Raw genomic sequence first — 22,643 nt, forward strand, 5'->3', positions numbered from 1 at the left:
CGCGCCGACATGCCGACCTGCCCGAACGGACACCAGTCGGGTTCCGACGACTGGTGCGAGGTCTGCGGTCACCGCATGGCGGGTGCCGTGCCTCCGCCTCCTCCCCCGCCACCGCCCGGCGGCTACGGCTTCCCGCCCCCCGCCGGCGGCCCGGGCGGCCAGCCCGGCGGACGCCCGCCGCACCTGTCCGCCGTGCCGAACGCCGAGCCGGAGCTCTGCCCGCAGTGCCGTACGCCGCGTGAGGGCGGCGCCCCGTTCTGCGAGGAGTGCCGGTGGAACTTCCTGACGAACACGGCGACGTCGTACACCCCCGCGGCCCCGCCGCCCGGCCCCGGCGTGCGTTTCCAGCCACCGGGCCAGCAGGGCGGTCCGCCCCCCGGCCCGTCGTACGGCGGCGGTGACTCCTACGAGTACCAGGGGTCCCGTCCGTCCCAGATGAACCGCCCGGCCGAGCCGATCCCGCCGTTCGGCGGCGACCCGTCCGGCCGCCCCGGCCCGGGTGGCCCCGGTGGCCCCGGCCCTGGCGGTCCGCAGGGCGGCGGCTACGGCTACCCGCAGCCCGGCCCTGCCCCGACCTCGCCCGGCCCCGGCGGTCCTGGTGGCCCCGGCGGTCCTGGTGGCCCTGGCGGCTTTGGCGGCCCGCCCGGACCCGGTGGTCCCGGCGCCCCTGGCACCTTCGGTGCCGACCCTTCCCGGCCGGTCCCGCCCCCGCCCGGACCCGGTGGTCCCGGCGGGCCTGGTGGCCCCGGCGGCCCCGGTGCTCCGCAGGCCTTCCACCAGTCCGGCCCGCCGGCCCCGCCCGGGTTCCCACAGGAGACCCAGCGGCCCCCGCAGCAGGGCGGTCCGTCCTTCGGCGGCGGTGACGACGACTGGGTGATCTCCCCACCGACGTCGGGCCCGGGCGGCCACGGTGGCCCCGGCGGCCCCGGTCAGGGTCAGGGCGGCTACGGCTACCCGCAGCCCGGCGCGACCCAGGCCCCGCCCGGCCCCGGTGGCTTCCCCCAGCAGCCCCAGGCGCCGCAGGGACCCGCCACGTGGACCGCGACCATCGGCCCGGACCGCGACTACTTCATGGCGATGATGCACCGCTCCGGCCCCGAGGCCGCAGGCCTGAACCTGCCCGCGTACTCGCCCGAGCAGCAGCGCACGCTCACCGGCAACCAGCTCACCATCGGCCGTCGCCGGCACTCCACCGGCGACACCCCCGACATCGACCTGTCGACGCCGCCGGAGGACCCGGGCGTCTCGCACCAGCACGCGGTGCTGGTGCAGCAGCCGGACGGCAGCTGGGCGGTCGTCGACCAGAACTCGACGAACGGCACGACGGTCAACGGCTCGGAGGAACCGATCCAGCCGTTCGTCCCCGTACCGCTGCGGGACGGCGACCGGGTGCATGTGGGCGCCTGGACGACGATCACGATCCGCCGCGGCTGAGCCGCCGCGACGGAAGGCCGTTCACGACGGGAGGGGCCAGGCGTACGGCCCCTCCGGGTCGTCCAGCCAGGCCCATTCCCTCTCCTCGCTGACGGTGATGCCGTAGCGCTCGCGCTGCGGCCTGCCCTCCTGTTCCCAGAGCGCGTGCGCCTCCTGCGGGTCGAGGCTGCCGCGGGTCAGGGTCAGCAGGAACCGGAACAGCTCGTCCTCCCGGGCCCGGTGCGGCACCCCGCCCAGCTGGACCGGCTCGCCGCCGGGCCGGCCCGCGCCGCGCAGCGGCACGAAGTAGGCGGGCGTGTGCAGGAAACGCCCCTCGGCCTGTCCGGCGCCGGTCACCGTGAGCACGATCAGGCCGGTGGCGAGCGGCATGAGGATCCGGCCGCCCGGGCGGGTCTGGGCGACCCAGGAGCGCGGGACGCCGCCCAGCGCGCAGGTGGCGATGATCCGGTCGAACGGCGCGCGCTCCGGCACGCCCCGGGCACCGTCGCCCGTCACGACCACCGGGTGGTAGCCGGCCGAGGCAAGGTGCCGCCGGGCCGCCTCGGTGATCTCCGGGTCGAGATCGACGGTGGTGACCTTGTCGTCGCCCAGCCGGTGGGCCAGCAGCGCCGCGTTGTAGCCGGTGCCGGCGCCGATCTCCAGGACCGTGTGGCCGTCCGCGACGCCCAGCGCGGTCAGCATGTCCGCCATCAGCGACGGCTGGCTGCTGGAGGACAGCAGCTCGCCGTCGCGCAGCCGGGTGGCCAGCGGGGTGTCCTCGTAGGCGCCCCGCATCCACCGCTCCCGCGCCTCGGGAGCGGCACTCTCTCCCCAGCGGCGTTCGTAGCCGCCGGCGACACCGAGGTAGTAGTACGGCACGAAGAGGTGCCGCGGGACCGTCGCGAAGGCCTCCCGCCAGCCCGGGTCGGCTGCCCAGGCCCCGCTCGCCTCGATCCGGTCCACCAGCGCCGCCCGCCCGGCGGCGGCGAGAGCGTCGAGTTCACTGCCGGGTGTGTGGCCGCCCATGTCTCCACAGTAGGGGCAGGGTCCTCACAGGAGGGGCAGGGTCCTAGGTCTTGAGTCCTATGCCGGGGCGTCTGAGACCATGGATCGCGTGAATGAGATTCGGCGCGGCACGCTTCAGGAGCAGACCTTCTACGAGCAGGTCGGCGGGGAGGAGACCTTCCGTCGGCTCGTCCACCGTTTCTACGAGGGAGTCGCCGAGGACCCGCTGCTGCGGCCCATGTACCCCGAGGAGGACCTGGGCCCGGCCGAGGAGCGCTTCACGCTGTTCCTCATCCAGTACTGGGGCGGCCCCACGACGTACAGCGACAACCGCGGCCACCCGCGGCTGCGGATGCGGCACGCGCCCTTCGCGATCGACCGTGCGGCGCACGACGCGTGGCTGAAGCACATGCGGGTCGCCGTCGACGAACTCGGCCTGTCCGAGGAGCACGAGCACACGCTGTGGAAGTACCTGACGTACGCGGCGGCCTCCATGGTCAACACCGAGGGCTGACGGCCGTCGAGGGCCAGGTCAGCGGACGCTGACGTCCAGCGCCCCGAGCCCGGCACGTCGTACGGCGATTGACCCGTACGGCGTGCGCAGCCGCAGCCAGGCGCCCGACGAGAGCAGCCCCAGCGGCACCCGGGGCCGCAGGAAGCCCAGGGACTGCGCCGCGTGCACGGCCCGGACGGGCAGCCGGGTGTCCCCGACCGTGCGGGACCAGATGTCCGCCCCGATCCGGTCCAGCTCGGCGCGGGTCCGCAGCTCGGCGGGCAACTCCTGTGTACGGGACCGGAACTCCGCGACGACGGCCGCGACCAGGGACCGCAGGGCGTCCGGCGCGGGAAGCCCCGGCTCGGACCGCCAGTCCCCGCGGGGCGGCAGCACCCCCGCCCACGGCGGCCCGGTCACCGCGCTCGGCACGAGCGCCGTGCCGGCCTTCTCGTCCACCGCCTCCAGGAACTCACCGGCGGACACGGTCACGTCCAGCGTGACCTCCAGCCCCTTCTCGTACGGCTTCGCCAGCCGCACCGCCCGCACGGCGAGCACCTCGAAGGAGGGCGGCCGCCCGAAGACGGCAAGTGCGGTGCCGGCGGCCTGCAGACGCACGGCCGCCCCACGGTCGTAGTGGAGCAGCCGGGAGAGGAAGGCCGCGAGATCCGCCGCCTCCCCCTCGTCGGCGAGGTGGAGCACCGTCATGCGGCGACGGCCTCCTCCTCGTCGTCATCCGTGTACTCCTGGAGGAACTCCCGTTCCTCCGAGGTGATCCGGCGCGGGCGCTGTGCCTCGAAGTCGAACGGCACGACCACCGTCGAGGCCCGTACATAGACCACGTCGTCGTCCTTCACCTCGTAGGTGATGGTGAAGGACGCGGCCCTGATCTCGGTGATCCACAGCTCGATGTCCACCGGGTGGTGCCGGTGGACGAGCTGCCGCTTGTAGTCGATCTCATGGCGTGCCACCACGGACCCCTGCTGGAAATCCTTCTCCGGCCGGAAGAGGAAGTCGATGCGGGCTTCCTCCAGGTAGCGCACGAAGACCGCGTTGTTCACATGGCCGTACGCGTCCATGTCCGACCAACGCAGCGGGCAGCGGTAGATGTGCCGCAAGATCGATCAGCCCCGGGTCAGCTTCTTGTAGGTGGCGCGGTGCGGACGGGCGGCGTCCGGACCGAGCCGCTCGATCTTGTTCTTCTCGTACGACTCGAAGTTGCCCTCGAACCAGAACCACTTGGACTCGCCCTCGTAGGCGAGGATGTGCGTGGCCACCCGGTCCAGGAACCACCGGTCGTGGGAGACGACCACGGCCGCACCCGGGAACTCCAGCAGCGCGTTCTCCAGGCTGGAGAGGGTCTCGACATCGAGGTCGTTGGTCGGCTCGTCGAGGAGCAGCAGGTTGCCGCCCTGCTTGAGGGTGAGCGCGAGGTTCAGGCGGTTGCGCTCACCGCCGGAGAGCACACCGGCCGGCTTCTGCTGGTCCGGGCCCTTGAACCCGAAGGCCGACACGTAGGCCCGGGACGGCATCTCGACCTGGCCGACGTTGATGTAGTCGAGCTCATCGCTGACAACGGCCCACAGGGTCTTCTTGGGGTCGATGTTCTCGCGGCTCTGGTCGACGTACGAGATCTTGACGGTGTCGCCGACCTTGATGGCGCCGGAGTCCGGCTCCTCGATGCCCTGGATCATCTTGAACAGGGTGGTCTTGCCGGCGCCGTTCGGGCCGATGATGCCGACGATGCCGTTGCGCGGCAGCGTGAAGCTGAGGTCGTCGATGAGCAGCTTGTCGCCGAAGCCCTTGCTGAGGTTGCTGACCTCGACGACGACGTTGCCCAGGCGCGGGCCCGGCGGGATCTGGATCTCCTCGAAGTCCAGCTTCCGCATCTTGTCGGCCTCGGCGGCCATCTCCTCGTAGCGGGCCAGACGCGCCTTGGACTTGGCCTGCCGCCCCTTGGCGTTGGAGCGGACCCACTCGAGCTCTTCCTTGAGCCGCTTCGCTCGCTTGGCGTCCTTCTGGCCCTCGACCTTGAGGCGGGCGGCCTTGGTCTCGAGGTACTTGGAGTAGTTGCCCTCGTAGGGGTAGAGGCGACCGCGGTCGACCTCGCAGATCCACTGGGCGACGTTGTCGAGGAAGTACCGGTCGTGGGTGACCGCGACGACGGTGCCGGGGTACTTGGCGAGGTGCTGCTCCAGCCAGTTCACCGACTCGGCGTCGAGGTGGTTGGTGGGCTCGTCGAGCAGCAGCAGGTCGGGCTGCTCCAGCAGCAGCTTGCACAGCGCGACGCGGCGGCGCTCACCACCGGACAGGTTGGTGACGGGCCAGTCGCCGGGCGGGCAGCCCAGCGCGTCCATGGCCTGCTCCAGCTGGGCGTCCAGGTCCCACGCGTTGGCGTGGTCGAGGTCCTCCTGGAGCTTGCCCATCTCCTCCATGAGCTCGTCGGTGTAGTCGGTCGCCATCTGCTCGGCGATCTCGTTGAACCGGTCGAGCTTGCCCTTGATCCCGGAGACACCCTCCTGGACGTTCTCCAGGACGGTCTTGTCCTCGGTCAGCGGCGGCTCCTGCTGCAGGATGCCGACGGTGTAACCGGGCGTGAGGAAGGCGTCACCGTTGGACGGCTGCTCGATGCCGGCCATGATCTTCAGGATCGTCGACTTGCCGGCGCCGTTCGGGCCGACGACGCCGATCTTCGCCCCCGGCAGGAAGCTGGTCGTCACGTCGTCGAGGATCACCTTGTCGCCGTGCGCTTTGCGCGCCTTGCGCATGGTGTAAATGAACTCAGCCAAGAGAAACCGTCCGGCAGCTTGAAACTGGCAGTGGGCAGATACACCCCATCTTGCCGTACCGCCAGGCCTGGGCGGAAACGCGTATGACGCGGGGGCTGTGACCTGGGGCTTCGTGATGGGCGACTGAGACTCGCCTGTCACTGTCGGTCGCCAATGGTTGGCTTCGGGCACCGTCGCACGGCCCAGAGGCGGCCCAGGGATGCGCCCACGCGAAAGCCTGTGCCTACCGGTTGATCGGGATCTCGTAGACGATCTCGCAATGAGCGGCGGGCACGACGATGTCCGCTGTCTCGACGGGCCGCCCCTGGTCGCTGTAGTACGTCCGCCGGATGTGCGTGACGAGTGCGGCCTTCTGGATGCCCAGAAGAGAGGCCTCCTCGGCGGTCGCCTGTCGCGGCTCCGGCTGTTCCACGGCATGGCTGACCGTGACACCGATCGCGGCCATGCGGTTCACGACACCGGCCCCGGCGTACGGGCCTCCCTCGGGCAGGACGACGAGGGTGCCGGCGGTGAGGTCGTAGGGCTCCCAACTCGTCGACAGCTGCACCGGCCTGCCGTCAGCCAGGAACTCGTATGACGTCCTTACGCACAGATCACCCTCGGCGAGGCCCAGCCGCGCCGCGATGTCGGCCGGGGCGGGGGCCTTGGCGTCGGTCCGGCTCTCCCAATCTCCTTGCCTGCCCACGGCCTTCATGTCCGCCCGGAATGGCGACCCGCTGGGCTGCTCACGCGCAGACGACCGGACAACCCGCACCCGTTGCCGGGGCTCGGCGACGTAGGTCCCCGATCCGGCGCGGCCTTCCAGCACGCCCTGGGAGATCAGCAGCTCCTGAGCCCGGCGGACCACGTTCTCGCCCACGCCGCACTCCTGGCCGATCTGGGTACGGGAGGGCAGCCGGTCCCCCGGCTCCCACACGTGCTCCGCGATCCGCCGCCGGAGTTCGTCGGCGATACGGAGGTAGGGCGGCTGCTCAGGCATATGGAACTAGGGTCGTCCTCGCTCCCTATCTCCCGGCCGACGCCAGGTCGACCCTCCTGGGGGTCCGCTGATGGCATCACGGCGGCAAGCTCTTGGCCCGGACGACTCGGCCTCCTCGTACCGCTCGACTGCGTGCCAGATCGGCACGCACCACGCCTGCGCGGAGTCGCCGGAATCGGCGCCGGTCGACCTTCCCTTGATTTACGAGGCTTGCGCCTGCCTGTGCCACGCGGCACCCGGCCGGCCTCACCCCGAAGGTGACGCGGTGAGCGGCTCAGCATCGAGTGGCACGCTGGCGCTCAACGCCGAGATCACCGAGAGGGGCACACGGGGATGACGGCACATGACGAACTGAGACTTCTCCCGTGGGCAGGGCCGGACGGCAAACCGTGCTACTTGAGCACCGATGACCAAGGCGGCTACGTCTCACGCCTGGCGGACCACATCGAGGCGTTCCAACTCGGATTGGCGTCCCAACTTTCCAGATTCTTTTACCAGCTGTCGGGTGAGGTCTGCTTGGATCATGATCGTGAAGAAGATCATCACTCTCGCAGCCGCAGCGATCATCAGTGCCACCACACTCTTCGGAACTGCGTACGCCCGACCGATGCCTGCCCAGCCACACCCATGGGACCATCGGGTCAAGTGTGAAACCAAAGACCCCGATGACCGGAAGATCGTCGCCCGCTACGGGAACTCCGAGTTCGGCTGGAGGCACTTCACCGGACGCCACAACATCAAGAAGTGTTCAACTCTCTACGCTGCCCTGCACGGCAAGGTAGACCGTAAGTTCGAGCAGGGGCGAAAGCTCGAATACGATGCCGTCGTCTTCGAGACCGGTGTCCCTCGCCCTCGCCAGGTCAAGATCACCGTCGTAGTGTGGCAGGCCAGGAAGAGCCTGGATAACCGGTACGACGCCGGGAGGGGAAACACCATCGGCGTCATCACGGCGTACTGCCACAACCAGCAAGGAAACAAGTGTCCAGCATGGGCGAAGCTCTAACCGCATCTGAGCGGAGGCAGGAGCAGACGGCACTATGTCGTCTGCTCCTGCACTACACCGCATGTCCTTTCGCCCCGTATGCGTGGGTGCGGGGCTGCCCGCCTTGGCCGGAGGGGCTGCGGGTGGCCGTGCACTGCGGTGAAGAGACGGAAGGGATCGACTTCCTGTATGAGCTTCCGTTCGGGATGCTGCCTGCAGCGATCCCGGGTGCGCTCGCGCAGGTAGTGAGCGGCTTGCAGCTGTATTCCAGCTCCAAAGTGAAGGACGTCATGGGCATGAATCACGTGCGCCTGGACGTGGAGAAGATCCCGCCTGCGCCTCTGGCTGAGGGGGCGCAAGCGGTGGAGGTGCTGCGGCAGTTGGTTGAGGCGTATGAGGAAGGTGAGGACGGCGAGCCGTTCCTGCTCGGGTTCCTCATGCGTCCGGCGGGTAAGCTCCGCCTCTATGTGAACTCGCCTGAACAGAAAGTGTGGGGAGTGGATGTGCCGCTTCCACGTACGGGGCTCGGCTTGCTGGGGGCTATTCAGTCTCCGGGGTACCTGAACAATTCCCACCTTCATCGCCCGTCCGATGACCCGCACGCCGACGTTCTCATTGACCTAAGCGATTACTGAACATTTTCAGCGTGGCCACTGACCCGGGGCGGTGCGGGGTCGGGGTGCGCAACGGACAGGGCCCCCGTGCCGTTACGCCGACCGATCAGGCGCGCGCGTGCCTCGCTGCACCCCCCACCGGACTCAGCCACGCTTCCTGGGTGGAAACGCGTATGGGGTGGGGGCGCTGACCTGGGGGTTCTTGGTGGCGGCTGGGACCCGGCAGTCACAGTCGGTCGCCTGAGCCGCTGTACGGCGACCGGTCACGCCTCCAGGGCGGCCAGGTCCGCGCGGAGGACTACGCGTGCTGCCCGGGTCGCGTCACCGTGGATCTGCCGTGCGGCCTGGTACTCCTCGGACGCGATCGTGCACCCCGACGCGAGCGCCTCGCGAATGTCGCGCAGCGAGTGGTACGAGCCGTCTATCGCTTCCGTTATGTCGGCGGTCGCAGTGAGAACCAGCCGCTCTCGCGCCTCATCGCACCCGGAGGCCTGGAACACCTGCCGGATCTTGGCCGCCCTCGTCTGCGGATCCGTGTGGTTCTCGTCGGCGACCAGTCGCATCGCCTCGTGTGCTCTGCGAAGAGCGACCAGGCAGTCCACGTACATGGTCCGGCGGTCCTGCAGCCTGCTGTCCCTGACAGTACGTCGCCACCGCAGATGCTCACCGGCCAGCGTCGCCCCGACACCGAGCACCGCCCCCAGAGCCGTACCCACGAGAGTCACCCACTCCACGCGGTGGATCGTGCCACACGGGGACCTCTGGCGTCGCCGCTTTCGACCTCCGCCACCGAGACCGGCCGGGGCCCTCGGAGCCTGCACTGAACAGACCTCCGGCCCCCCCCTGGTCGAATGGGCCGACGGCGGACCGGCGGCCGCTGTCAGCTGACGTGATTGATCAGCGGCCGGCCGTGCGCCGCCGTCACTCCCCCGCCGCCTCCCTGCGCCGCAGCACGATCAGGGTCGTTCCGCCGATCAGGACCAGGCCGATGGCGACGCCTGCGATCAGGGGGGTGATGCCGGAGCCGCCCGTCTCGGCGAGGTTGGTGTCGGGGGCCGTGCCGCCCACCGTCGCCGGGCTCGGTTCGCTGAGGGTCTGGGTGGTGGTACCGGTGTCGCTGCCGCGCGTCTGGCAGTCCAGCACGCCGGTGAAGCGCTTCTCCAGGGCGCCCGGGCCGTGGATCGTGAAGTCGTAGGCCTGGTCCTCCTGGATCGGGACCGTCACCGTGCGGGACTCGCCCGCGGCGATGGTGTGCTCCAGACCGGCCAGTTCGAAGGTGAACGGCTCGTCGCCCTTGTTGGAGGCGATGATGTCGACCCCGCCCTCGGCGCAGTTCTTCGCCGCCGACAGCGCCGGGATCGGGCCCTGCTGCGCCCAGGTCACCCCGGCCGTCGCGGACACGGTCGACTCGCTCGAACCGGCCAGGATCTGCGTCTGGCTGCGGCTCTCGGAGGCGAAGGCCCGGCCGACCGGCACGGTGGTCGAGGCCTGCACGGTCAGCTCCGCCGTACCGGCTGCCGCGTCCGCGGGGACGTCGAAGAACACCTGCCCGCCGTCGGGCGTGGAGGTGACGGCCTTGCCCTGCTTGTCGACGAGCCGTACTCCGCTCGTTGCGGCGTCCGCGGGCGGGGTGACCGTCGCGCTGCCCGCGTTGGTGCGCACCGTCACCGGTCCGATCCGCTCCCCCGGCCGCCCGGAGACCGCGGAGGGCTCCACGGTGAGCGAGGCACGGGGCTCGGGCAGATTGCGGGCGTGCTTCTCCAGGTAGTCGGCGAGCTGCTCGGCCTGCGGGTCGAGGGCGTCGACGGCGATGTCGTCCGAGTAGCGCCAGATCGCCACCTGCGTGCCGGCGGCGGCGTCCTGCTCGGTGAGCGCTCCGCGCACGCCCGCCTTGCGCGCGAGCGTCGCGAGGTCGTTGACCTGCGGGTAGGAGTTCTGCAGGATCCAGCGGATCTTGCCGGCGTCCTTGTTGGCGCCCAGGGACGTGCCGCTCCAAGACGTCTCGTGGTACCTGGCGTCCCGTTGCGTGGGGTTGTGGAGGTCGACGCAGTACGTCTGGAGCATGCCGCCGCCGTCGACGGACATCTCGAACAGGCCCGCCGAGATCTCCTGGTCGCCGGTGCCGGCGTGTATGACGGCCGCGCCGTACGTCTTGAGGCCGCCTATCGTCGCGGCCGCGCCGCCCTGACTCTGCGTCGTCTCGTCGGCGGCGGCCGGGCCGGCACCGGCCAGCCCGGCCGCGGCGACGAGGCCGGTAAGGACGGTCGCGGTAGCGAGGCGGGTCGCCCCTCGCCTGCGTACGAACAGCTCAGAGAACGAAGCAAACACCAAATTCCCCTTCGAGCAGGACCGTTGACGTGGGGGGACGGTCCCACCAGCAGAATCAGAGGACTCTCAGGACACAAGAGTCCCAAGAGCCATGTCCGGCATCCTAGGGACGTGGGGGAGCCCGCCCGCCGGTCGGACGGTCGGACGAGTGATCCGAATCGGAATCGTTATCGCCAAGATCCCTGGTGAGCAGGGCGTATCGACAAATCAACCCCTCGTAGTTCGGTGCGCACTCGTCGATATGCCGCAGTTCGGGCAGGCGGGGCCAGTGAGTGACGTCACGTCAGTACCGCTGCCTCCGGCGGGTGTTGCACGCGAGAGACGCCCGGCTCTGCGGAACCATCCGGCGGTGTCTCCCAGTTGGGCTCCGGTTGCGTCGGCGAGGGCGCCGTCTCCGCCTTGCCCGCCCGCCTGAAGGCCGAGGTGCCCCATGCCAGGTCGTGGCCGATCGCCACCGCGTCGATGTCCGCCGACGTCCAGCTCTGTCCCTCGCGCACGTCGGTCCGCACCTTCAGCCTGCCCTGCACGATCACGGGCTCGCCGACCGTGAGCGACGCCGCCGTGTTCGTGGCCAGCTGACGGTTGGCCCACACCGTGAAGAAGTTGGTGTGCCCGTCCGTCCACGTGTTCTTCTCGCGGTCCCAGTAGCGCGCGGTCACCGCCATCCTGAACCTCGCCGACGGGCCGGACGCCATCTCCCGGTACACCGGCTGCGTCGCCACCCTGCCGACCGCGCAGACCATCGTCTCGTTCATCGCGAACCCTCCCTCGCCCGGACCACGGCACCCGCGCCGGGCCGACACGCGTACGGGCCCGTCCCGTACGGCTGTGTCTGCCAGACTGCCGCCGCCGGGCCGGGCCCGCTGAGCGCTGTGGATCACCGAACGCCTGTGGACAACGCCGCCGCCCGCAGGGGTGATGCCCCCGGGTAGCCGTTGCGTCAGTGCCGCGCCGCACCTTCGAAATGGCCGTAGCGTCCGCGCCCGGCCCTCACCCTTGGGTGGCCGTACCGTCAGCGCCGCGCCGCGCCTCGCCCCCGGGACGGCCGTACCGTCAACGCCCCGTCCCACCCCCGGCCAGAATGCTCCTCAGCACCCCGCCCCGCCTCCAGCCAGGACGCCCGTCAGCGCCCCGTCCCCACCACCCTCCCGTACTGCTCCCGGACCTCCCGGTACCGCAGCAGCTCCGCCGCCACCGGGTCCAGAACCCGGGCCCTGCCGCATCCGGCCGCCGCCTCCCGCAATCGGCGTTCCGCCTCCAGGCCGTAGCGCCGGGCCGGGCCGCGGGCGGCCATCCGGCAGCTCCACTCGATGAGCGGGCCGCCGACGATGCCGATCACCATCAGCAGCACCGGCACCCCCAGGTTGGGCGCCACGACCCCGATGATCTGCCCCAGCAGCCACAACCCGCCCAGGAACTGCAGGATCGTCATGGACGCCTGGACGAGGACGGCGACCGGCCACCACCCCGGGCGCGGCGGCCGCCCCGTCGGCACGCCCGCGCGCGCGGTCAGCTCGTCCAGCGCCTCCGGCAGCCCCTGTGAGCCGCGGACGGCCGCCTCGCGCACCGCCTGCGCCCAGGGCGCCGGCAGCCCGGCCGACGCCCGGTCGGCCACGGTCCGTACCGCCTGTTCGACCCGCTGACGGGCCGTCGCCTCCTCATCGGACTGCGTACGTCCGGGGAGCCGGCCCGTGGTGGGCTCGCCGCGGTCCTGGTACCAGCGCCACAGCCGCAACCAGGGCGTACCGCAGGCACGGTTGGCGTTGCGCAACCACGCGCGTTCGGCCGCCTCACCCGCCGCCGTGGCGCCCACCGCGTCCGCGAGCCGGTCGGAGAACTCCTCCCTGGCCTGTTCGCTGAGCCCGGTCCGGCGCTGCGTGGCGTAGACGGGCCAGAGGCGGGCCGCGGCGATGTCCACGTCCGCCGCGATACGGCGGTTCGGCGCCCCGCGTTCCGAGACGAACTGACCGAGGGTCTCGCGCAGTTCGCCGACGCCGTCGCCGGTGAGCGCGGACAGCGCGAGCACGGTCGTACCCGGTTCGCCGTACTCGCCGAGGGCGATGCCGTCCTCGTCGAGGAGCCGCCGCAGATCGTCGAGGACCTGCTCGGCGGCCTCCCCGGGCAGCCGGTCGATCTGGTTGAGGACGACGAACATGACCTCGGCGTGCGCCGCCATCGGCCGCAGGTAGCGCTCGTGGAGGACGGCGTCGGCGTACTTCTCCGGGTCGACGACCCAGATGACGGCGTCGACGAGCGCCAGGATGCGGTCCACGTGCCGGCGGTGCTGTACGGCCGCGGAGTCGTGGTCGGGAAGGTCGATGAGGACGAGTCCGCGCAGCGGCGATTCGCCGTCCCCGGTCGGCAGCGGCCGGCGGCGCAGCCGGGGCGGGATGCCGAGCCGCTCGATGAGGCTGGCGGCCCCGTCGCTCCAACTGCACGCGATGGGCGCGGCGGTGGTGGGACGGCGTACGCCCGTCTCCGAGATGGTCACCCCGGCGAGCGCGTTGAACAGCTGTGACTTGCCGCTGCCGGTGGCGCCCGCGATGGCGACGACGGTGTGCTGCCCGGAGAGCCTGCGCCGCGCCGACGCCTCGTCGAGCACCCGGCCGGCCTCCGACAGCGTCCGGCTGTCGAGCCGGGTGCGGGAGAGCCCGACGAGTTCGCGCAGGGCCTCGAGCCGGGAGCGCAGCGACCCGTCGTACACCAGGGGGGTGACCGTCTGCGGGGCGGCGGAGCGGTTGTCCGTCATGGGGAACCGGTCTCCTTCGGCTGTCTCGTTGACCCGGCGCGCGATGAGTCCGTCGTCCCAGGCCGCCTCGGTCGAATCGGTGCGAGGGGCGCGCTCGCCGTCCGGGGCGCCTCGGGAGGAGTCGCGGGCGCTCCCCGTCCCCGCGTCGCGGACGCCCGGCTCATGGGCGCCTGCGTCGCGGGCGTCTGTGCTGCGTGCGAATGCCCGACGGGCCGTACGGGAGTCTGTCTTACGGGCGTCTGGCTTATGTGCGTCGTCGTCCGGCTGATCGGTGTGCTCGGTGTGGTCCTGGTCAGTGACGGCGGTCACCGGTCACCTCTCCTTCTGCAGTACGGACAGCGCGGCGATGAGTTCGGCCTGGGGTTCGGGGTGGACGTCGAGCGCGTCGAGGGGGGCGAGCCGGCGTTCGCGCTCGGCGTGCAGGACGCGGTCCACGTGCTCGGTGAGCAGCCGCCCGGCCCGGTCGCGCAGCCGCAGGGCGCCATGGGCGCCGATCCGCTCGGCGAGCCCCTCTCCGGCCATCCGGCCCCGGCGGCCGCCCAGCAGGGAGGTGGCGACCAGGGCGGCGACCAGTTCGGGGTCGGGTGCGAGGTTGCGGTCGAGTTCGCGGACCTCGTCCTCGGCGTGCTCCTCGAGCTCTCGCCGCCAGCGCCGTACGGCGAGTCCGATGCGGTGCTCGGCGCTGTCCGCGCCGGTCTCGCGGGCGGCGAGTTCCGGGGCGGCGGACGCCGGTTCGCGCCGCCAGGCGTCGTCGACGCGCTCGTCGGCGGCGGTGACGGCGCACAGCAGCAGCGCGCTGAGGCTCTCCACGAGCGCGTCGAGGAGTTCGGCGGCGGTGCAGTCCAGGGGGAAGGCGCGCCACCGCTTGAGCGCGTCGCCGGCGAGGACCGCGCCGCTCTGCAACCGGCCCCGCACGCGCGCGTGCTCGTTGTCGTACGCCCCCTCCACGGCGGAGGTGAGCCGCAGAGCGGCGGCGTACTGCGCGGCGGCGGCACCGGCCAGCTCGGGCATGCGGGACTTGAGGGAGTCGAGGACGCCGTACGCCGTACGGGCGAGGACGTGCTGCCGGGCCGCGGGGTCCTGGGCCTGGTGGATCAGCCAGTTGCGCAGCTGGGCGACGGCGGAGGCCGGCAGGAGCCCGCCGCCCCAGGCGGACTCGGGCAGTTCGGGCACGGTGAAGCGCGGTACCTCGCCGAGTCCGGCCTTGGTGAGCAGGGCGCCGTACTGCCGTGACACCTCGTTGACGACCTGGTGGGGCACGCGGTCGAGGACCGTCACGAGGGTGACGTCGTAGTCCTTGGCGGTGCGCAGCATGTGCCAGGGGACGGCGTCGGCGTAGCGGGCGGCGGTGGTGACCATGACCCAGATGTCGGCGGCGCAGATGAGTTCGGCGGCCAGGACGCGATTGTCGGCGACCAGGGAGTCGATGTCGGGCGCGTCGAGGAGGGCGAGGCCGGGCGGGATGGTCTCGGCGGTCTCGACGCGCAGCACGCGCGCGGGGTTCTCGCCGGGGAGCAGCAGGTCGTCGGTGGAGTCCTGCTGGGGCACCCACACGCGGGTGAGATCGGGCAGCACTCTCATCCCGCTGAACCAGTGGTGGTCCTCCGGATGGCAGACCAGCACGGGGGTGCGTGTCGTCGGCCGCAACACGCCCGCCTCGCTGACCCGCCGTCCCACGAGGGAGTTCACGAGCGTCGATTTCCCGGCTCCGGTCGACCCGCCCACGACGGCCAGAAGCGGCGCTTCGGGCTCCCGCAACCGGGGCACCAAGTAGTCGTCGAGCTGCGCGAGGAGTTCGTCGCGGTTGGCACGCGCGCGTGGGGCCCCCGCCAGGGGCAGCGGGAAGCGTGCGGCGGCGACACGGTCGCGCAGGGCGGAGAGTGCGTCGAGCAGCTGAGGCCGTACGTCCAAGGTCACCACATGTGAAGAATGCCCAATTTTAGGGGAATTCTGAAGCATATGAGCATGTCTGCGCGCCGACAGAACACAAGGGATGGAAGGGACGACTGGGACACGGGCACACTCCAGGCATAACGAGTGCACAACACCCGATGCCTGTGACGCCAAAAGCGGTGCACGATTCGTACCTGCCTGCGATTATCAGGACCGCTTCACTGAACCTCCACATCGAGCCACGGAGGCGAAGCAACAGGGACACGGACGCGGGAGCCCTATCCTTGTCCCCGGCGACGTCACGGATCGGCCCACACCAGGGCACCAGGACAGAGGCCACCACACCCGGCCCCCGTAGCTCAGTGGATAGAGCAGGCGCCTTCTAAGCGCTTGGCCGCAGGTTCGAGTCCTGCCGGGGGCGCAAGTCTCCGCCCTCCCTTTGGGGAGGGCTTTTTGCTGGTCAGGGTGGGTGCGGGGCGGCGCGGCGAAGCCCCGGGCGTCCCCTTGATGATCAAGGGCGTGCTCCGGGGCTGTCCGGCTGTTACCGGGTTTTTGCGGGTGGCCGTGTCGAATACGTGTCGAAGTTTCTGCGGGCCGCGAGGTCAGTCGGCGGACGACCGCTCGGGGAGATCTCCGGCAGCTTCGAGCCGCCTCTTCAGGTCGGGCAGCTGACCCTCGACGCATCGGGCATAGGTCGCCAGGAGCACGGCAACGCTGTTTCCGGCCCACTCGGCTACCTGGGCGGGCGGGATGCCGTCGTTCAGCCACTTCGTCAGGCGCGTGTTGCGGTTGTCGTAGACACGCCGTCCGGTGGGTGACTCGAAGACGTGCGGGGGCAGTACGGCCTTTCGGGCGTTGCGCCACGCTCGACGGATGACGGAACCGGCGAGGATGCCGCCCGACTCGCCTTGGAACAGCAGGTCACCTGGCTTGAGCTCTTCGGTCTCGATGTGCTGCCGCAGGATGCGCGTGAGGGCGGGATGCCCCGGGACAGTGCGGGTCTCACCCTCCGCACGGCCTTTCAGGTCGCGTTGTTCGTGGATCTCCCCCGTGTCTGTCCACTGCTTTCCGACCTCGGGGGTCGCGGTGTGGATCAGCAGCTCGCACCACTGGTCGGCAGCGTCGGGCTCGGGCAGGGTCACGTCCTCCACTCGCATCGCTACGGCCTCCTCGGGCCGGGGACCGCAGTAGTACAGCGTGGCGAAGAAGGCGTGAAGTCGCTCGCCGCCGCGTGGCCGGCGCCGTATCCAGTCGAGGATGGCCGCCGCTTGCTCCGGGTTAAGCAGGGACCGTTTGTCCACGGCGTTCGTGGTCTTTACGACGGCCGTCGACTCCTTGCCCTTGGGAAGCGGGTTGGTCCGTAGGATGCGCCGCCGGATCGCGTACTTCATAGCGACGTTGAGGATGCGGCGGTTGCGCTTGCGGGACCAGGCCGCCGCTTGCTTGCCGTCGAGGCGGGTGTCGATGGCGCGTAGGACCTGGTCGACCTTCTCCGGGTCCTCCCAGGCCGAGACGGGCAGGGAGTTCCGCTCGACCCATCGGAGGATGGCCACCACGTCTCGGGGTGCGTCGGGGCGTCGGTTGGTGTTGAACGCCCACTCACGCAGGGCGGTGCGCACGGCCGGAGGTGCGAACTGGGTGGGCTTGGCCCGCAGCAGCGCAATTGTGGTCGCCGTCAGGGTCTTGGCGATGTTCTTACGGCTGTTGCCGCCGAGCTGAGGCCAGCGGGCATCCACGTACTCGACGGCGAACTTGTACCAGCTCATGGCAGCCGACTTGGAGCGGTGGGACACCGGGAGCCCGGTGGCGATGACGAACGCCTCGCCCTTGCCAGTGGCCCGGATGAGGTCGGAGCGGAAGCCCTCGGCGAGGGCGACGGTGTCGAAGGGCTCACGCCAGCGCTTCCCCGCGACCACCCAGCGCACGGTGTATGTGGTCTTCCGGGCGCCCTTGTAGGTGAGGATCTTGTAGACCTTCACGTCGTACGTCGTCTCCATCAGGCGGCGTCCTCACGGTCGTCAAGCCAGTGGTCGAGGTCGCTCCGCCGGATCCTGAGGTCGCCGTTCGGGAGCTTGATGCAGCGCGGTGCGCGCCGCTTGGCCCGCCAGTCGTAGAAGGTCGAGCGCGAGATGGCCAGTTCCTCGCAGACCTCCGCGAGGGTGAGCATGGTGCGCGATCTGGTGGCCGTGGTCATGTACTGCTCCCTTCGCTGAGCAAGGCTTCGCGGGCGGTTTCGCGGTTGAGCTGGAGGTCGCGGGCGATGGTGGCGGCGAGTGCGGATTCGCCGGGGGTATGGCCGTGTCCGGCGTACTGCCAGTCGGCCAGGACCAGGACGGTGTCCGGCTCGCGTTCCTCCAGACCGAGGGCGGCGTGTTCCTGGGCGGCGCGGTAGTCGGCGCGGGCCTGGCGGAGGGCGCCGAGGGTGGTGGAGTAGCGGCGGGACTTGGAGGAGAAGTGGCCGCGGAAGCCGAGCATGTGTGCCCAGGCCCACAGGCGCCGGTCGGGGTAGAGCGGGTCGAGCTGCTTGCAGGCCTCGATGAGGCGGCGGGTGTGGTCGGGGACCTGGTGGCGGTCGAGCTCGGAGAGGTCGCCGATGCGGCGGTCCAGGGTGCCGGTGTTCTCGGCGGCCTTGGTGGCGTACTTGGCCACGTAGGAGGCGACGGCCTGTTCGGTGATGTCGGAGCCGTCCCCGAAGGCCTTCACGGGCCGGACGTCGAGCTGCGTGCCCCAACGGAAGGTGCGGGCGGGCTGGTCGTCGGCGGCCGGGACGGAGACCGAGGTGTATGAGTGCGCGGTAGCTGCTCGGATCGCGTCGGCGAGGAGGTCGACCGTGGCCCAGGACGGCGGGGCGGTCTCGGGTCCGTCGGGGCCGTCGATGCGGATCACGGCATGGAAGTGAAGGGCGCCGCGCTTTTGGAACTCGGCGACCTTGCCGTACGAAAGGCGGGCGCACTCCTTCAGGTCCCGCTGTGTGATGCCGGCGCGGGCGGCTATCTCGCGGCGGAGCCGGTTGGTGAAGCGCTGCCACAGCTGCCCGGCATGGTTGTTGAACAGCACGGCGCCCGCATAGTCGTACGTCGCCGGGTCCAGGGCGGTGCCCAGTTCCGGGGCGTTCGGGGCATGGCGGGTGCCGCAGCGGCATGTGCCGTGGTCGGGCCGGTTGTGCACGCGACCGAACGAGGGGGCGGTGAGCGTGGCGAAGACGCGCGCGTGGTCGCGGACGGTGGCGGGGATGTCGCGTCGGTCGTCTCCGGCCAGGCCCGCGCGGATGAGGTGGTAGGTGTCGCCCGCGTAGGTCCAGGCGCAGGACGGGCAGCGGGAGGCCCGGCGGTTGCCGCAGGCGAGGCGGAGGCGTCCCCCCGGCTCGTTCGCGGTGGTGTAGTGGTGCAGGGTCTGGCCGGTGGTCTTGTCTTTGGTGAGGGTCCAGCCGGTGAGGTGGATGGGGTCGGCGCAGCCGCCGGTGCGGCGGATCTGCTCGTGCCAGCGGTCGTAGTCAGAGGCCGAAGCCACCCTCAGCAGGTCGCCGAGGGTGGTCGGGTCGAGCAGGTCAGGCACGCGCAGCCTCCCGGACACGGCGGCCGGGGACGGTGCCCTGGCCGTGGCAGGCCGGGCAGTTGGCGGTGATGGTGTGCCGGTGGCCGTGCCGGTCGCGGCTGCCGGTGGTGATGGCGGCGGTGGCGAAGCCGTCGCAGTTCGGGCAGATGCGGGCCGTCGGTGTGGGGTGGTGCGTCATGCTGGGGGTTCCTTCCGGTTGTGAGATTGGACAGGGACGGCGCCCGGAGCGGACGAGACTTGGCGGTTGAGGCCGCTCCGGGGGCCGGTCAGCGCCGCTTCATCTCCGAGGCGAGCAGCGAGCGCAGGACGACGGCGCACACGGCGACCGAGGCGCCGGCGATCGCGACGGCGAGCAGCATGGAGACCAGGACGGCGCCGACGACCAGGACCACGGCGGTGCCGCCGCCGACGAGGGCGAGCGCGGTCCCGGGAGTGAGCTGCACCGTCGGCCGGGACGGCGCGGGCGCCGGAGCCGCCGGGGAGGGCTGCGAGGTCTGGACGGCCGGGACGATGGTGGTCGGCTCGACCACGGCGGGCGGCGTGACCTGACCGGTCGGCGTGGGCATGGTCGGGATCTTCGGACGGAACATCAGCGGTTCTCCCTTCGGCTACTTGATGAAGGTGTCGATGGCGGGGGCCAGGACGCTGTCGGCGAGGAGGAAGCCGCCGAGCAGCAGGATGGCGATGAGCCAGGCGGGCGGGCGGATGAGCTTGACGCCGAGGTAGCCGACGACGAGCAGCGCGAGCCAGAGCGGTACTTCCATGGCGGTGCCTCCTAGCGGACGCGGCAGCGGTGGGTGCGGGCGGCGAGCTGGGCGGCGGACTGGCTGCCGTAGTCGGAGGACCAGCCGCACCGGTCGGCGGTGCATACGGCGGCGTACTTGGTCTGGCCGTGGCGGTCGCGGTGGGTGCCGATCTGCACCGGGCCGATCCGCATCACGGAGTGGAAGTGGTCGCGAGCGGGCATGTCAGTCGGTTTCCTCTCGGGTCAGGGCCGGGTCGGGGAAGGCGGCGCGGATGCCAGCGGCGGTGGCCGGGTCGGTGGTGCGGCGGGCGGCTTCCTCGGCGAGCAGGTGCGCGAGGAAGGGCCGGTTCGCGGCGGCCATCTCGCGGGCGGCGTCGAGGTGGTCGGCGGCGGTCAGGTCGGCCGGGTCACTGGTCATGGCGTGTCTCCCGTCGATGTCAGGCGAGTTGGGCAGCGATGGCGTCGGCCAGCTGAGGCGGGACGCCGAGGCGGGCGCGCAGGGTGTCGGTGTCGATCGGCGCACCGGTACGGGCCTGGTGGTCGTCGGCGACCTTGCGGGCGTGGTCGACCAGCGCGGCCGGGACCGGCACAGCGGGAGCGGGCGCGGCCGGGGCGGGGTCGGCAGCCGGAAGTGCGGGAGTGTCGTCGACCGCCGGGGCCAGCTCGGGCTCACGCTCTGGTTCGGTCTCGGTAACCGGCTCAGGGTGCGGCTCGGTGACCGGGGCTGCGGGTGCCGGCGGATCCGGCACCGGGTCTGTGGCGGAGTGGGCGAGGAGGGTGCCGCCCATGAAGGCCAGGGCGGGCCAGGCGGCGACGAGGATGCGCAGCCAGGCCGGGACGTCGGTCAGGTCGAGGAGTCCGGCGGTGGCGACGTTGGCACCGAGCGAGGCGACCAGGGCGATCACGAACCAGCACCAGGCCAGTCGGGACGGGCCGTCGGAGCGGAGCCGTCGCCAGGCAGCGACGAGGAGCAGGTCGACGCTGATGGGGTAGGCCCAGGCTTTCCAGCCGTCCTGTCCGGCAGCGGCGGCGAGGTCGTGGAGGTGGGCGAAGGACAGCGCCCCGGCGATGACGGCCTGGACCAGGACGGCATCTATGCGGAGAGCGGGGCGGGCCATCACGGCTCCTTCCTGTCGTGAGGCATGGGAGGGGTAGGGACCTGGCGCGAAGCGGTCACGCCGACCGGTGCAGCAGGGGAAGGTCAGGCCGTGGCGGGGGCTGTCTTGGACAGCGGCACCCGGGCCGAGGGCAGCGCGGCGACCGCGGGCCGGTAGGCGGTCAGGGCAGGCACGTCGGGGGTGCGGTCGGCGTACTTGTTGCAGGTGTTCACGGCCTGGCGCAGCGAGGTGTGCGGGGCGCGGATGCGGTACCAGCCACCGGTGGAGTCACCGGCGATCGCGATACCGCGTGTCTCAGCAGGGATCTGGATGGCGGCCAGGACGGCGTCCGGGGAGATGTCACCGAAGGCCATGTTGGCGGAGGTTTCGTCGTTGACGCGGTGGGCGGTGCGGCCGGTGAGCTGGGCGCGGAGCATGGTGATGCCCTTGCCGAGTTCGGAGCCGAAGCGCTGCCCGCAGATCTCCAGGTAGATGCCGGCCGCGCGGCCGAGCTGGGCGAGACGCACCAGGGCGGTGATGATGCGGTCCCGGCGCTTCTCCTCGTCCTTGCTGGCGAACAGGGCGAGTTCGGCGACCTCGTCGACCAGGACCACGACCGGGACGGGGCGGATGTCGTCGGGCAGGTCCCAGATGTCGGCGGCGATCTCCGCATCCGGCACGGCGACGCTGATGCGCTGCTCGGCCCGGATCAGTTGGTAGACCTCCTCCATGTGGGACACCAGCGCTTCCAGCAGCTCCAGGGCGGTGTCCGGGTTGTCGGCCAGGGCGGAGAACCGGCGGGCAAGCGGGAACAGCTCAACGCCTTGCTTGCAGTCGATGCCGACCAGGGCGACGTCCATCGGGGCGAGCCCGGCGACCAGGTTGCGCTGGTAGACCGACTTGCCGGACTCCGTCGCCCCCAGGGTCAGCCCGTGGGGAACGGCGCGGTAGTCGCGGTAGTGCACCGAGCCGTCCTCCCGCAGCGCGACCGGAACCCGCATCGGACGCGTCTCGGTCTTGGCGGGCATCTGGACCTGCTTGAGCACGTCATAGCCGGTCATCCGCACCTCAACGACGCCGGAGCGAACCTCTCGGGAGGTCACGCCGTACATCCCGAAGGAGTGCCGAAGCCGGTCCGTCGAGGCCGCCACGTCGAAGGCGTCCTGTCCCGGCCGGAGCTTGAGCCGCAGGACCAGGCCGGTCCGGGTCGGCCGCAACCGCAGGATGCGCGGCACCTGGGACTCCGGCACCGGACGGTAGGCCACCCGGGCCAGAGCCAGGCGCCAGCGCGAGGGCGGGACCGTCAGGCCGCAGGCGTCCATGACCGAGGCGTAGCGGACCAGGACCCGCACGGTCGCGACGAGGACCCCGAAGGTCAGCCAGTACCAGGCGGGCCGCCGCCACCGCAGGAGACCCGCAGCAGCGACGACCACAACCACAGCGACCATGAACCAGGTCATGATCAGGCCGCCTCAGACGCCGACCCGGCGGCGGCCAGCGAGGTGACCGCGACCGCACGGAAGGCGATGCCGTGGCGCTTCTGGCCGTTGAACTCGTTCTCCCACGGCCGGGCGATCAGGCCCGTCAGCGCCACGGGGGTGCCCATGGCCAGGTCGCTGGAGATACCGGGCTCCGGGACGGTGATGGACAGGATCTCGACTTCGTCGTTGGCCGCGAACATCACGTCCACGGTCATCAGCTTGACGCCGTCGGCATCGATAGCGATCTCGCCGGTCCTACGGTCGCGGACCTTGGGCTGCGGGGCCTTGGCGACCATCACGGTCGCGCCGGACGTCTCAACGGGAATCTGACGCATGATGGAACTCCCTTGCGAGGGGCGGGAGCGGCGCACTTGCTTGGCGGTGGGTCGCCGCTCTCGTGCATTGACAGATGAATGCAGCAAAGCTGCGGGGAGTGCGCCCTAACTGGTGCGCACCAGTAGGCTGCATCTGGTGCGCACCAGATGTCAAGCGCTGTCGCTGCTTCGGCATCTCAACTCGC

At 71.0% G+C, this 22,643-nt stretch carries 26 protein-coding genes and 1 tRNA gene; 6 read left to right on the plus strand and 21 right to left on the minus strand.

Annotated features, from left to right (window positions below; translation table 11 throughout):
• Positions 1 to 9 precede the first annotated feature (9 nt).
• Positions 10 to 1,434, plus strand: a complete 1,425-nt coding sequence (locus QOL88_RS13525) for an FHA domain-containing protein (protein WP_097216665.1) — start codon at positions 10 to 12, stop codon at positions 1,432 to 1,434.
• A 21-nt stretch (positions 1,435 to 1,455) separates the two neighbouring features.
• Here QOL88_RS13525 and QOL88_RS13530 read toward each other — a convergent pair whose 3' ends face one another.
• Positions 1,456 to 2,439: a methyltransferase domain-containing protein gene (locus QOL88_RS13530; RefSeq protein WP_097216666.1), complete on the minus strand. Its 984-nt coding sequence runs from the start codon at positions 2,437 to 2,439 to the stop codon at positions 1,456 to 1,458.
• Between the two features lie 79 nt (positions 2,440 to 2,518).
• Here QOL88_RS13530 and QOL88_RS13535 point away from each other — a divergent pair, with 79 nt between their 5' ends.
• Positions 2,519 to 2,932 (plus strand): globin, encoded by a 414-nt coding sequence (locus tag QOL88_RS13535; RefSeq protein ID WP_097216667.1) that lies wholly within the window; start codon positions 2,519 to 2,521, stop codon positions 2,930 to 2,932.
• An 18-nt stretch (positions 2,933 to 2,950) separates the two neighbouring features.
• Here QOL88_RS13535 and QOL88_RS13540 read toward each other — a convergent pair whose 3' ends face one another.
• The 4 genes from QOL88_RS13540 to QOL88_RS13555 form a co-directional block, all read right to left on the minus strand.
• Positions 2,951 to 3,619 (minus strand): DUF8010 domain-containing protein, encoded by a 669-nt coding sequence (locus tag QOL88_RS13540; RefSeq protein WP_097216668.1) that lies wholly within the window; start codon positions 3,617 to 3,619, stop codon positions 2,951 to 2,953.
• Positions 3,616 to 4,029, minus strand: coding sequence for an acyl-CoA thioesterase (locus QOL88_RS13545; protein ID WP_097216669.1), 414 nt, complete (start codon positions 4,027 to 4,029; stop codon positions 3,616 to 3,618). The genes QOL88_RS13540 and QOL88_RS13545 overlap by 4 nt, the downstream gene beginning before the upstream one ends.
• Before the next feature lie 6 nt (positions 4,030 to 4,035).
• Positions 4,036 to 5,700 (minus strand): energy-dependent translational throttle protein EttA, encoded by a 1,665-nt coding sequence (gene ettA, locus QOL88_RS13550; protein WP_097216670.1) that lies wholly within the window; start codon positions 5,698 to 5,700, stop codon positions 4,036 to 4,038.
• Positions 5,701 to 5,923: 223 nt separating this feature from the next.
• On the minus strand, positions 5,924 to 6,679 hold the full coding sequence (locus tag QOL88_RS13555) for a GntR family transcriptional regulator (protein WP_097216671.1): 756 nt from the start codon (positions 6,677 to 6,679) through the stop codon (positions 5,924 to 5,926).
• Between the two features lie 333 nt (positions 6,680 to 7,012).
• Between QOL88_RS13555 and QOL88_RS38840 the strand changes: the two genes are divergently transcribed.
• From QOL88_RS38840 to QOL88_RS13565, 3 genes are all read left to right on the plus strand, one after another.
• Entirely contained in the window at positions 7,013 to 7,330 is a 318-nt protein-coding gene (locus QOL88_RS38840) for a hypothetical protein (RefSeq protein ID WP_101927780.1), read from the plus strand.
• Positions 7,287 to 7,682, plus strand: coding sequence for a hypothetical protein (locus tag QOL88_RS13560; protein WP_143668855.1), 396 nt, complete (start codon positions 7,287 to 7,289; stop codon positions 7,680 to 7,682). Before QOL88_RS38840 ends, QOL88_RS13560 begins: the two co-directional genes overlap by 44 nt.
• Before the next feature lie 122 nt (positions 7,683 to 7,804).
• Complete coding sequence (locus QOL88_RS13565) at positions 7,805 to 8,296, plus strand: hypothetical protein (protein WP_097216673.1); 492 nt, start codon at positions 7,805 to 7,807, stop codon at positions 8,294 to 8,296.
• 242 nt (positions 8,297 to 8,538) lie between these two features.
• Here QOL88_RS13565 and QOL88_RS13570 read toward each other — a convergent pair whose 3' ends face one another.
• From QOL88_RS13570 to QOL88_RS13590, 5 genes are all read right to left on the minus strand, one after another.
• Positions 8,539 to 9,009 carry a hypothetical protein gene (locus tag QOL88_RS13570; protein ID WP_097216674.1) on the minus strand — a complete coding sequence of 157 codons (471 nt, stop codon included), beginning with the start codon at positions 9,007 to 9,009 and terminating at the stop codon, positions 8,539 to 8,541.
• A 187-nt stretch (positions 9,010 to 9,196) separates the two neighbouring features.
• Positions 9,197 to 10,603, minus strand: a complete 1,407-nt coding sequence (locus tag QOL88_RS13575) for a Cys-Gln thioester bond-forming surface protein (RefSeq protein WP_097216675.1) — start codon at positions 10,601 to 10,603, stop codon at positions 9,197 to 9,199.
• 278 nt (positions 10,604 to 10,881) lie between these two features.
• A complete protein-coding gene (locus QOL88_RS13580; RefSeq protein WP_097216676.1) occupies positions 10,882 to 11,358 on the minus strand; it encodes a single-stranded DNA-binding protein in 477 nt (158 codons plus the stop codon).
• Positions 11,359 to 11,726: 368 nt separating this feature from the next.
• Positions 11,727 to 13,352 (minus strand): YfjP family GTPase, encoded by a 1,626-nt coding sequence (locus QOL88_RS13585; protein ID WP_373559282.1) that lies wholly within the window; start codon positions 13,350 to 13,352, stop codon positions 11,727 to 11,729.
• Positions 13,353 to 13,664: 312 nt separating this feature from the next.
• Positions 13,665 to 15,272: a dynamin family protein gene (locus QOL88_RS13590; protein ID WP_097216678.1), complete on the minus strand. Its 1,608-nt coding sequence runs from the start codon at positions 15,270 to 15,272 to the stop codon at positions 13,665 to 13,667.
• A 321-nt stretch (positions 15,273 to 15,593) separates the two neighbouring features.
• Here QOL88_RS13590 and QOL88_RS13595 point away from each other — a divergent pair.
• A tRNA-Arg gene (locus QOL88_RS13595) sits at positions 15,594 to 15,666 on the plus strand.
• A gap of 181 nt (positions 15,667 to 15,847) precedes the next feature.
• On the opposite strand, the gene QOL88_RS13600 is transcribed toward QOL88_RS13595, so the two are convergent.
• The 11 genes from QOL88_RS13600 to QOL88_RS13650 all read right to left on the minus strand — a co-directional run bounded on the left by QOL88_RS13600 (position 15,848) and on the right by QOL88_RS13650 (position 22,458).
• Positions 15,848 to 17,242 carry a tyrosine-type recombinase/integrase gene (locus QOL88_RS13600; protein WP_097216679.1) on the minus strand — a complete coding sequence of 465 codons (1,395 nt, stop codon included), beginning with the start codon at positions 17,240 to 17,242 and terminating at the stop codon, positions 15,848 to 15,850.
• Positions 17,242 to 17,439, minus strand: a complete 198-nt coding sequence (locus QOL88_RS13605) for a helix-turn-helix transcriptional regulator (RefSeq protein ID WP_097216680.1) — start codon at positions 17,437 to 17,439, stop codon at positions 17,242 to 17,244. The genes QOL88_RS13600 and QOL88_RS13605 overlap by 1 nt, the downstream gene beginning before the upstream one ends.
• Positions 17,436 to 18,800, minus strand: coding sequence for a replication initiator protein RepSA (gene repSA / locus QOL88_RS13610; RefSeq protein ID WP_097216681.1), 1,365 nt, complete (start codon positions 18,798 to 18,800; stop codon positions 17,436 to 17,438). Before repSA ends, QOL88_RS13605 begins: the two co-directional genes overlap by 4 nt.
• Positions 18,793 to 18,978: a hypothetical protein gene (locus tag QOL88_RS13615; RefSeq protein ID WP_097216682.1), complete on the minus strand. Its 186-nt coding sequence runs from the start codon at positions 18,976 to 18,978 to the stop codon at positions 18,793 to 18,795. Before QOL88_RS13615 ends, repSA begins: the two co-directional genes overlap by 8 nt.
• A gap of 88 nt (positions 18,979 to 19,066) precedes the next feature.
• Positions 19,067 to 19,390, minus strand: coding sequence for a SpdD-like protein (locus QOL88_RS13620; protein ID WP_097216683.1), 324 nt, complete (start codon positions 19,388 to 19,390; stop codon positions 19,067 to 19,069).
• Between the two features lie 18 nt (positions 19,391 to 19,408).
• Entirely contained in the window at positions 19,409 to 19,564 is a 156-nt protein-coding gene (locus QOL88_RS13625) for a hypothetical protein (protein WP_097216684.1), read from the minus strand.
• An 11-nt stretch (positions 19,565 to 19,575) separates the two neighbouring features.
• A complete protein-coding gene (locus QOL88_RS13630; protein ID WP_030894994.1) occupies positions 19,576 to 19,767 on the minus strand; it encodes a mobile element transfer protein in 192 nt (63 codons plus the stop codon).
• A gap of 1 nt (position 19,768) precedes the next feature.
• Complete coding sequence (locus tag QOL88_RS13635; RefSeq protein ID WP_097216685.1) at positions 19,769 to 19,963, minus strand: hypothetical protein; 195 nt, start codon at positions 19,961 to 19,963, stop codon at positions 19,769 to 19,771.
• A gap of 19 nt (positions 19,964 to 19,982) precedes the next feature.
• Positions 19,983 to 20,663, minus strand: a complete 681-nt coding sequence (locus QOL88_RS13640; RefSeq protein ID WP_097216686.1) for a DUF2637 domain-containing protein — start codon at positions 20,661 to 20,663, stop codon at positions 19,983 to 19,985.
• An 83-nt stretch (positions 20,664 to 20,746) separates the two neighbouring features.
• Complete coding sequence (locus QOL88_RS13645; protein WP_097216687.1) at positions 20,747 to 22,102, minus strand: FtsK/SpoIIIE domain-containing protein; 1,356 nt, start codon at positions 22,100 to 22,102, stop codon at positions 20,747 to 20,749.
• Between the two features lie 2 nt (positions 22,103 to 22,104).
• Positions 22,105 to 22,458 carry an SCO3933 family regulatory protein gene (locus tag QOL88_RS13650; RefSeq protein WP_097216688.1) on the minus strand — a complete coding sequence of 118 codons (354 nt, stop codon included), beginning with the start codon at positions 22,456 to 22,458 and terminating at the stop codon, positions 22,105 to 22,107.
• Positions 22,459 to 22,643 lie beyond the last annotated feature (185 nt).

Source organism: Streptomyces sp. Ag82_O1-12 (assembly GCF_900182715.1).
GTDB classification, from domain to species: Bacteria; Actinomycetota; Actinomycetes; order Streptomycetales; family Streptomycetaceae; genus Streptomyces; species Streptomyces massasporeus.

Excerpts from the sequence above, each read along its gene's own strand:
- QOL88_RS13600 (WP_097216679.1), bottom strand. The coding sequence starts at position 17,242 with ATGGAGACGACGTACGACGTGAAGGTCTACAAGATCCTCACCTACAAG.
- QOL88_RS13605 (WP_097216680.1), bottom strand. The coding sequence starts at position 17,439 with ATGACCACGGCCACCAGATCGCGCACCATGCTCACCCTCGCGGAGGTC.
- QOL88_RS13540 (WP_097216668.1), bottom strand. The coding sequence starts at position 3,619 with ATGACGGTGCTCCACCTCGCCGACGAGGGGGAGGCGGCGGATCTCGCG.
- QOL88_RS13525 (WP_097216665.1), top strand. The coding sequence starts at position 10 with ATGCCGACCTGCCCGAACGGACACCAGTCGGGTTCCGACGACTGGTGC.
- QOL88_RS13555 (WP_097216671.1), bottom strand. The coding sequence starts at position 6,679 with ATGCCTGAGCAGCCGCCCTACCTCCGTATCGCCGACGAACTCCGGCGG.
- QOL88_RS13585 (WP_373559282.1), bottom strand. The coding sequence starts at position 13,352 with ATGACGGACAACCGCTCCGCCGCCCCGCAGACGGTCACCCCCCTGGTG.
- QOL88_RS13635 (WP_097216685.1), bottom strand. The coding sequence starts at position 19,963 with ATGACCAGTGACCCGGCCGACCTGACCGCCGCCGACCACCTCGACGCC.
- QOL88_RS13650 (WP_097216688.1), bottom strand. The coding sequence starts at position 22,458 with ATGCGTCAGATTCCCGTTGAGACGTCCGGCGCGACCGTGATGGTCGCC.
- QOL88_RS13530 (WP_097216666.1), bottom strand. The coding sequence starts at position 2,439 with ATGGGCGGCCACACACCCGGCAGTGAACTCGACGCTCTCGCCGCCGCC.
- QOL88_RS13645 (WP_097216687.1), bottom strand. The coding sequence starts at position 22,102 with ATGACCTGGTTCATGGTCGCTGTGGTTGTGGTCGTCGCTGCTGCGGGT.
- QOL88_RS13620 (WP_097216683.1), bottom strand. The coding sequence starts at position 19,390 with ATGTTCCGTCCGAAGATCCCGACCATGCCCACGCCGACCGGTCAGGTC.
- QOL88_RS13615 (WP_097216682.1), bottom strand. The coding sequence starts at position 18,978 with ATGACGCACCACCCCACACCGACGGCCCGCATCTGCCCGAACTGCGAC.
- QOL88_RS13535 (WP_097216667.1), top strand. The coding sequence starts at position 2,519 with ATGGATCGCGTGAATGAGATTCGGCGCGGCACGCTTCAGGAGCAGACC.
- QOL88_RS13560 (WP_143668855.1), top strand. The coding sequence starts at position 7,287 with ATGCCTGCCCAGCCACACCCATGGGACCATCGGGTCAAGTGTGAAACC.
- QOL88_RS13630 (WP_030894994.1), bottom strand. The coding sequence starts at position 19,767 with ATGCCCGCTCGCGACCACTTCCACTCCGTGATGCGGATCGGCCCGGTG.
- QOL88_RS13640 (WP_097216686.1), bottom strand. The coding sequence starts at position 20,663 with ATGGCCCGCCCCGCTCTCCGCATAGATGCCGTCCTGGTCCAGGCCGTC.
- QOL88_RS13580 (WP_097216676.1), bottom strand. The coding sequence starts at position 11,358 with ATGAACGAGACGATGGTCTGCGCGGTCGGCAGGGTGGCGACGCAGCCG.
- QOL88_RS13625 (WP_097216684.1), bottom strand. The coding sequence starts at position 19,564 with ATGGAAGTACCGCTCTGGCTCGCGCTGCTCGTCGTCGGCTACCTCGGC.
- QOL88_RS38840 (WP_101927780.1), top strand. The coding sequence starts at position 7,013 with ATGACGGCACATGACGAACTGAGACTTCTCCCGTGGGCAGGGCCGGAC.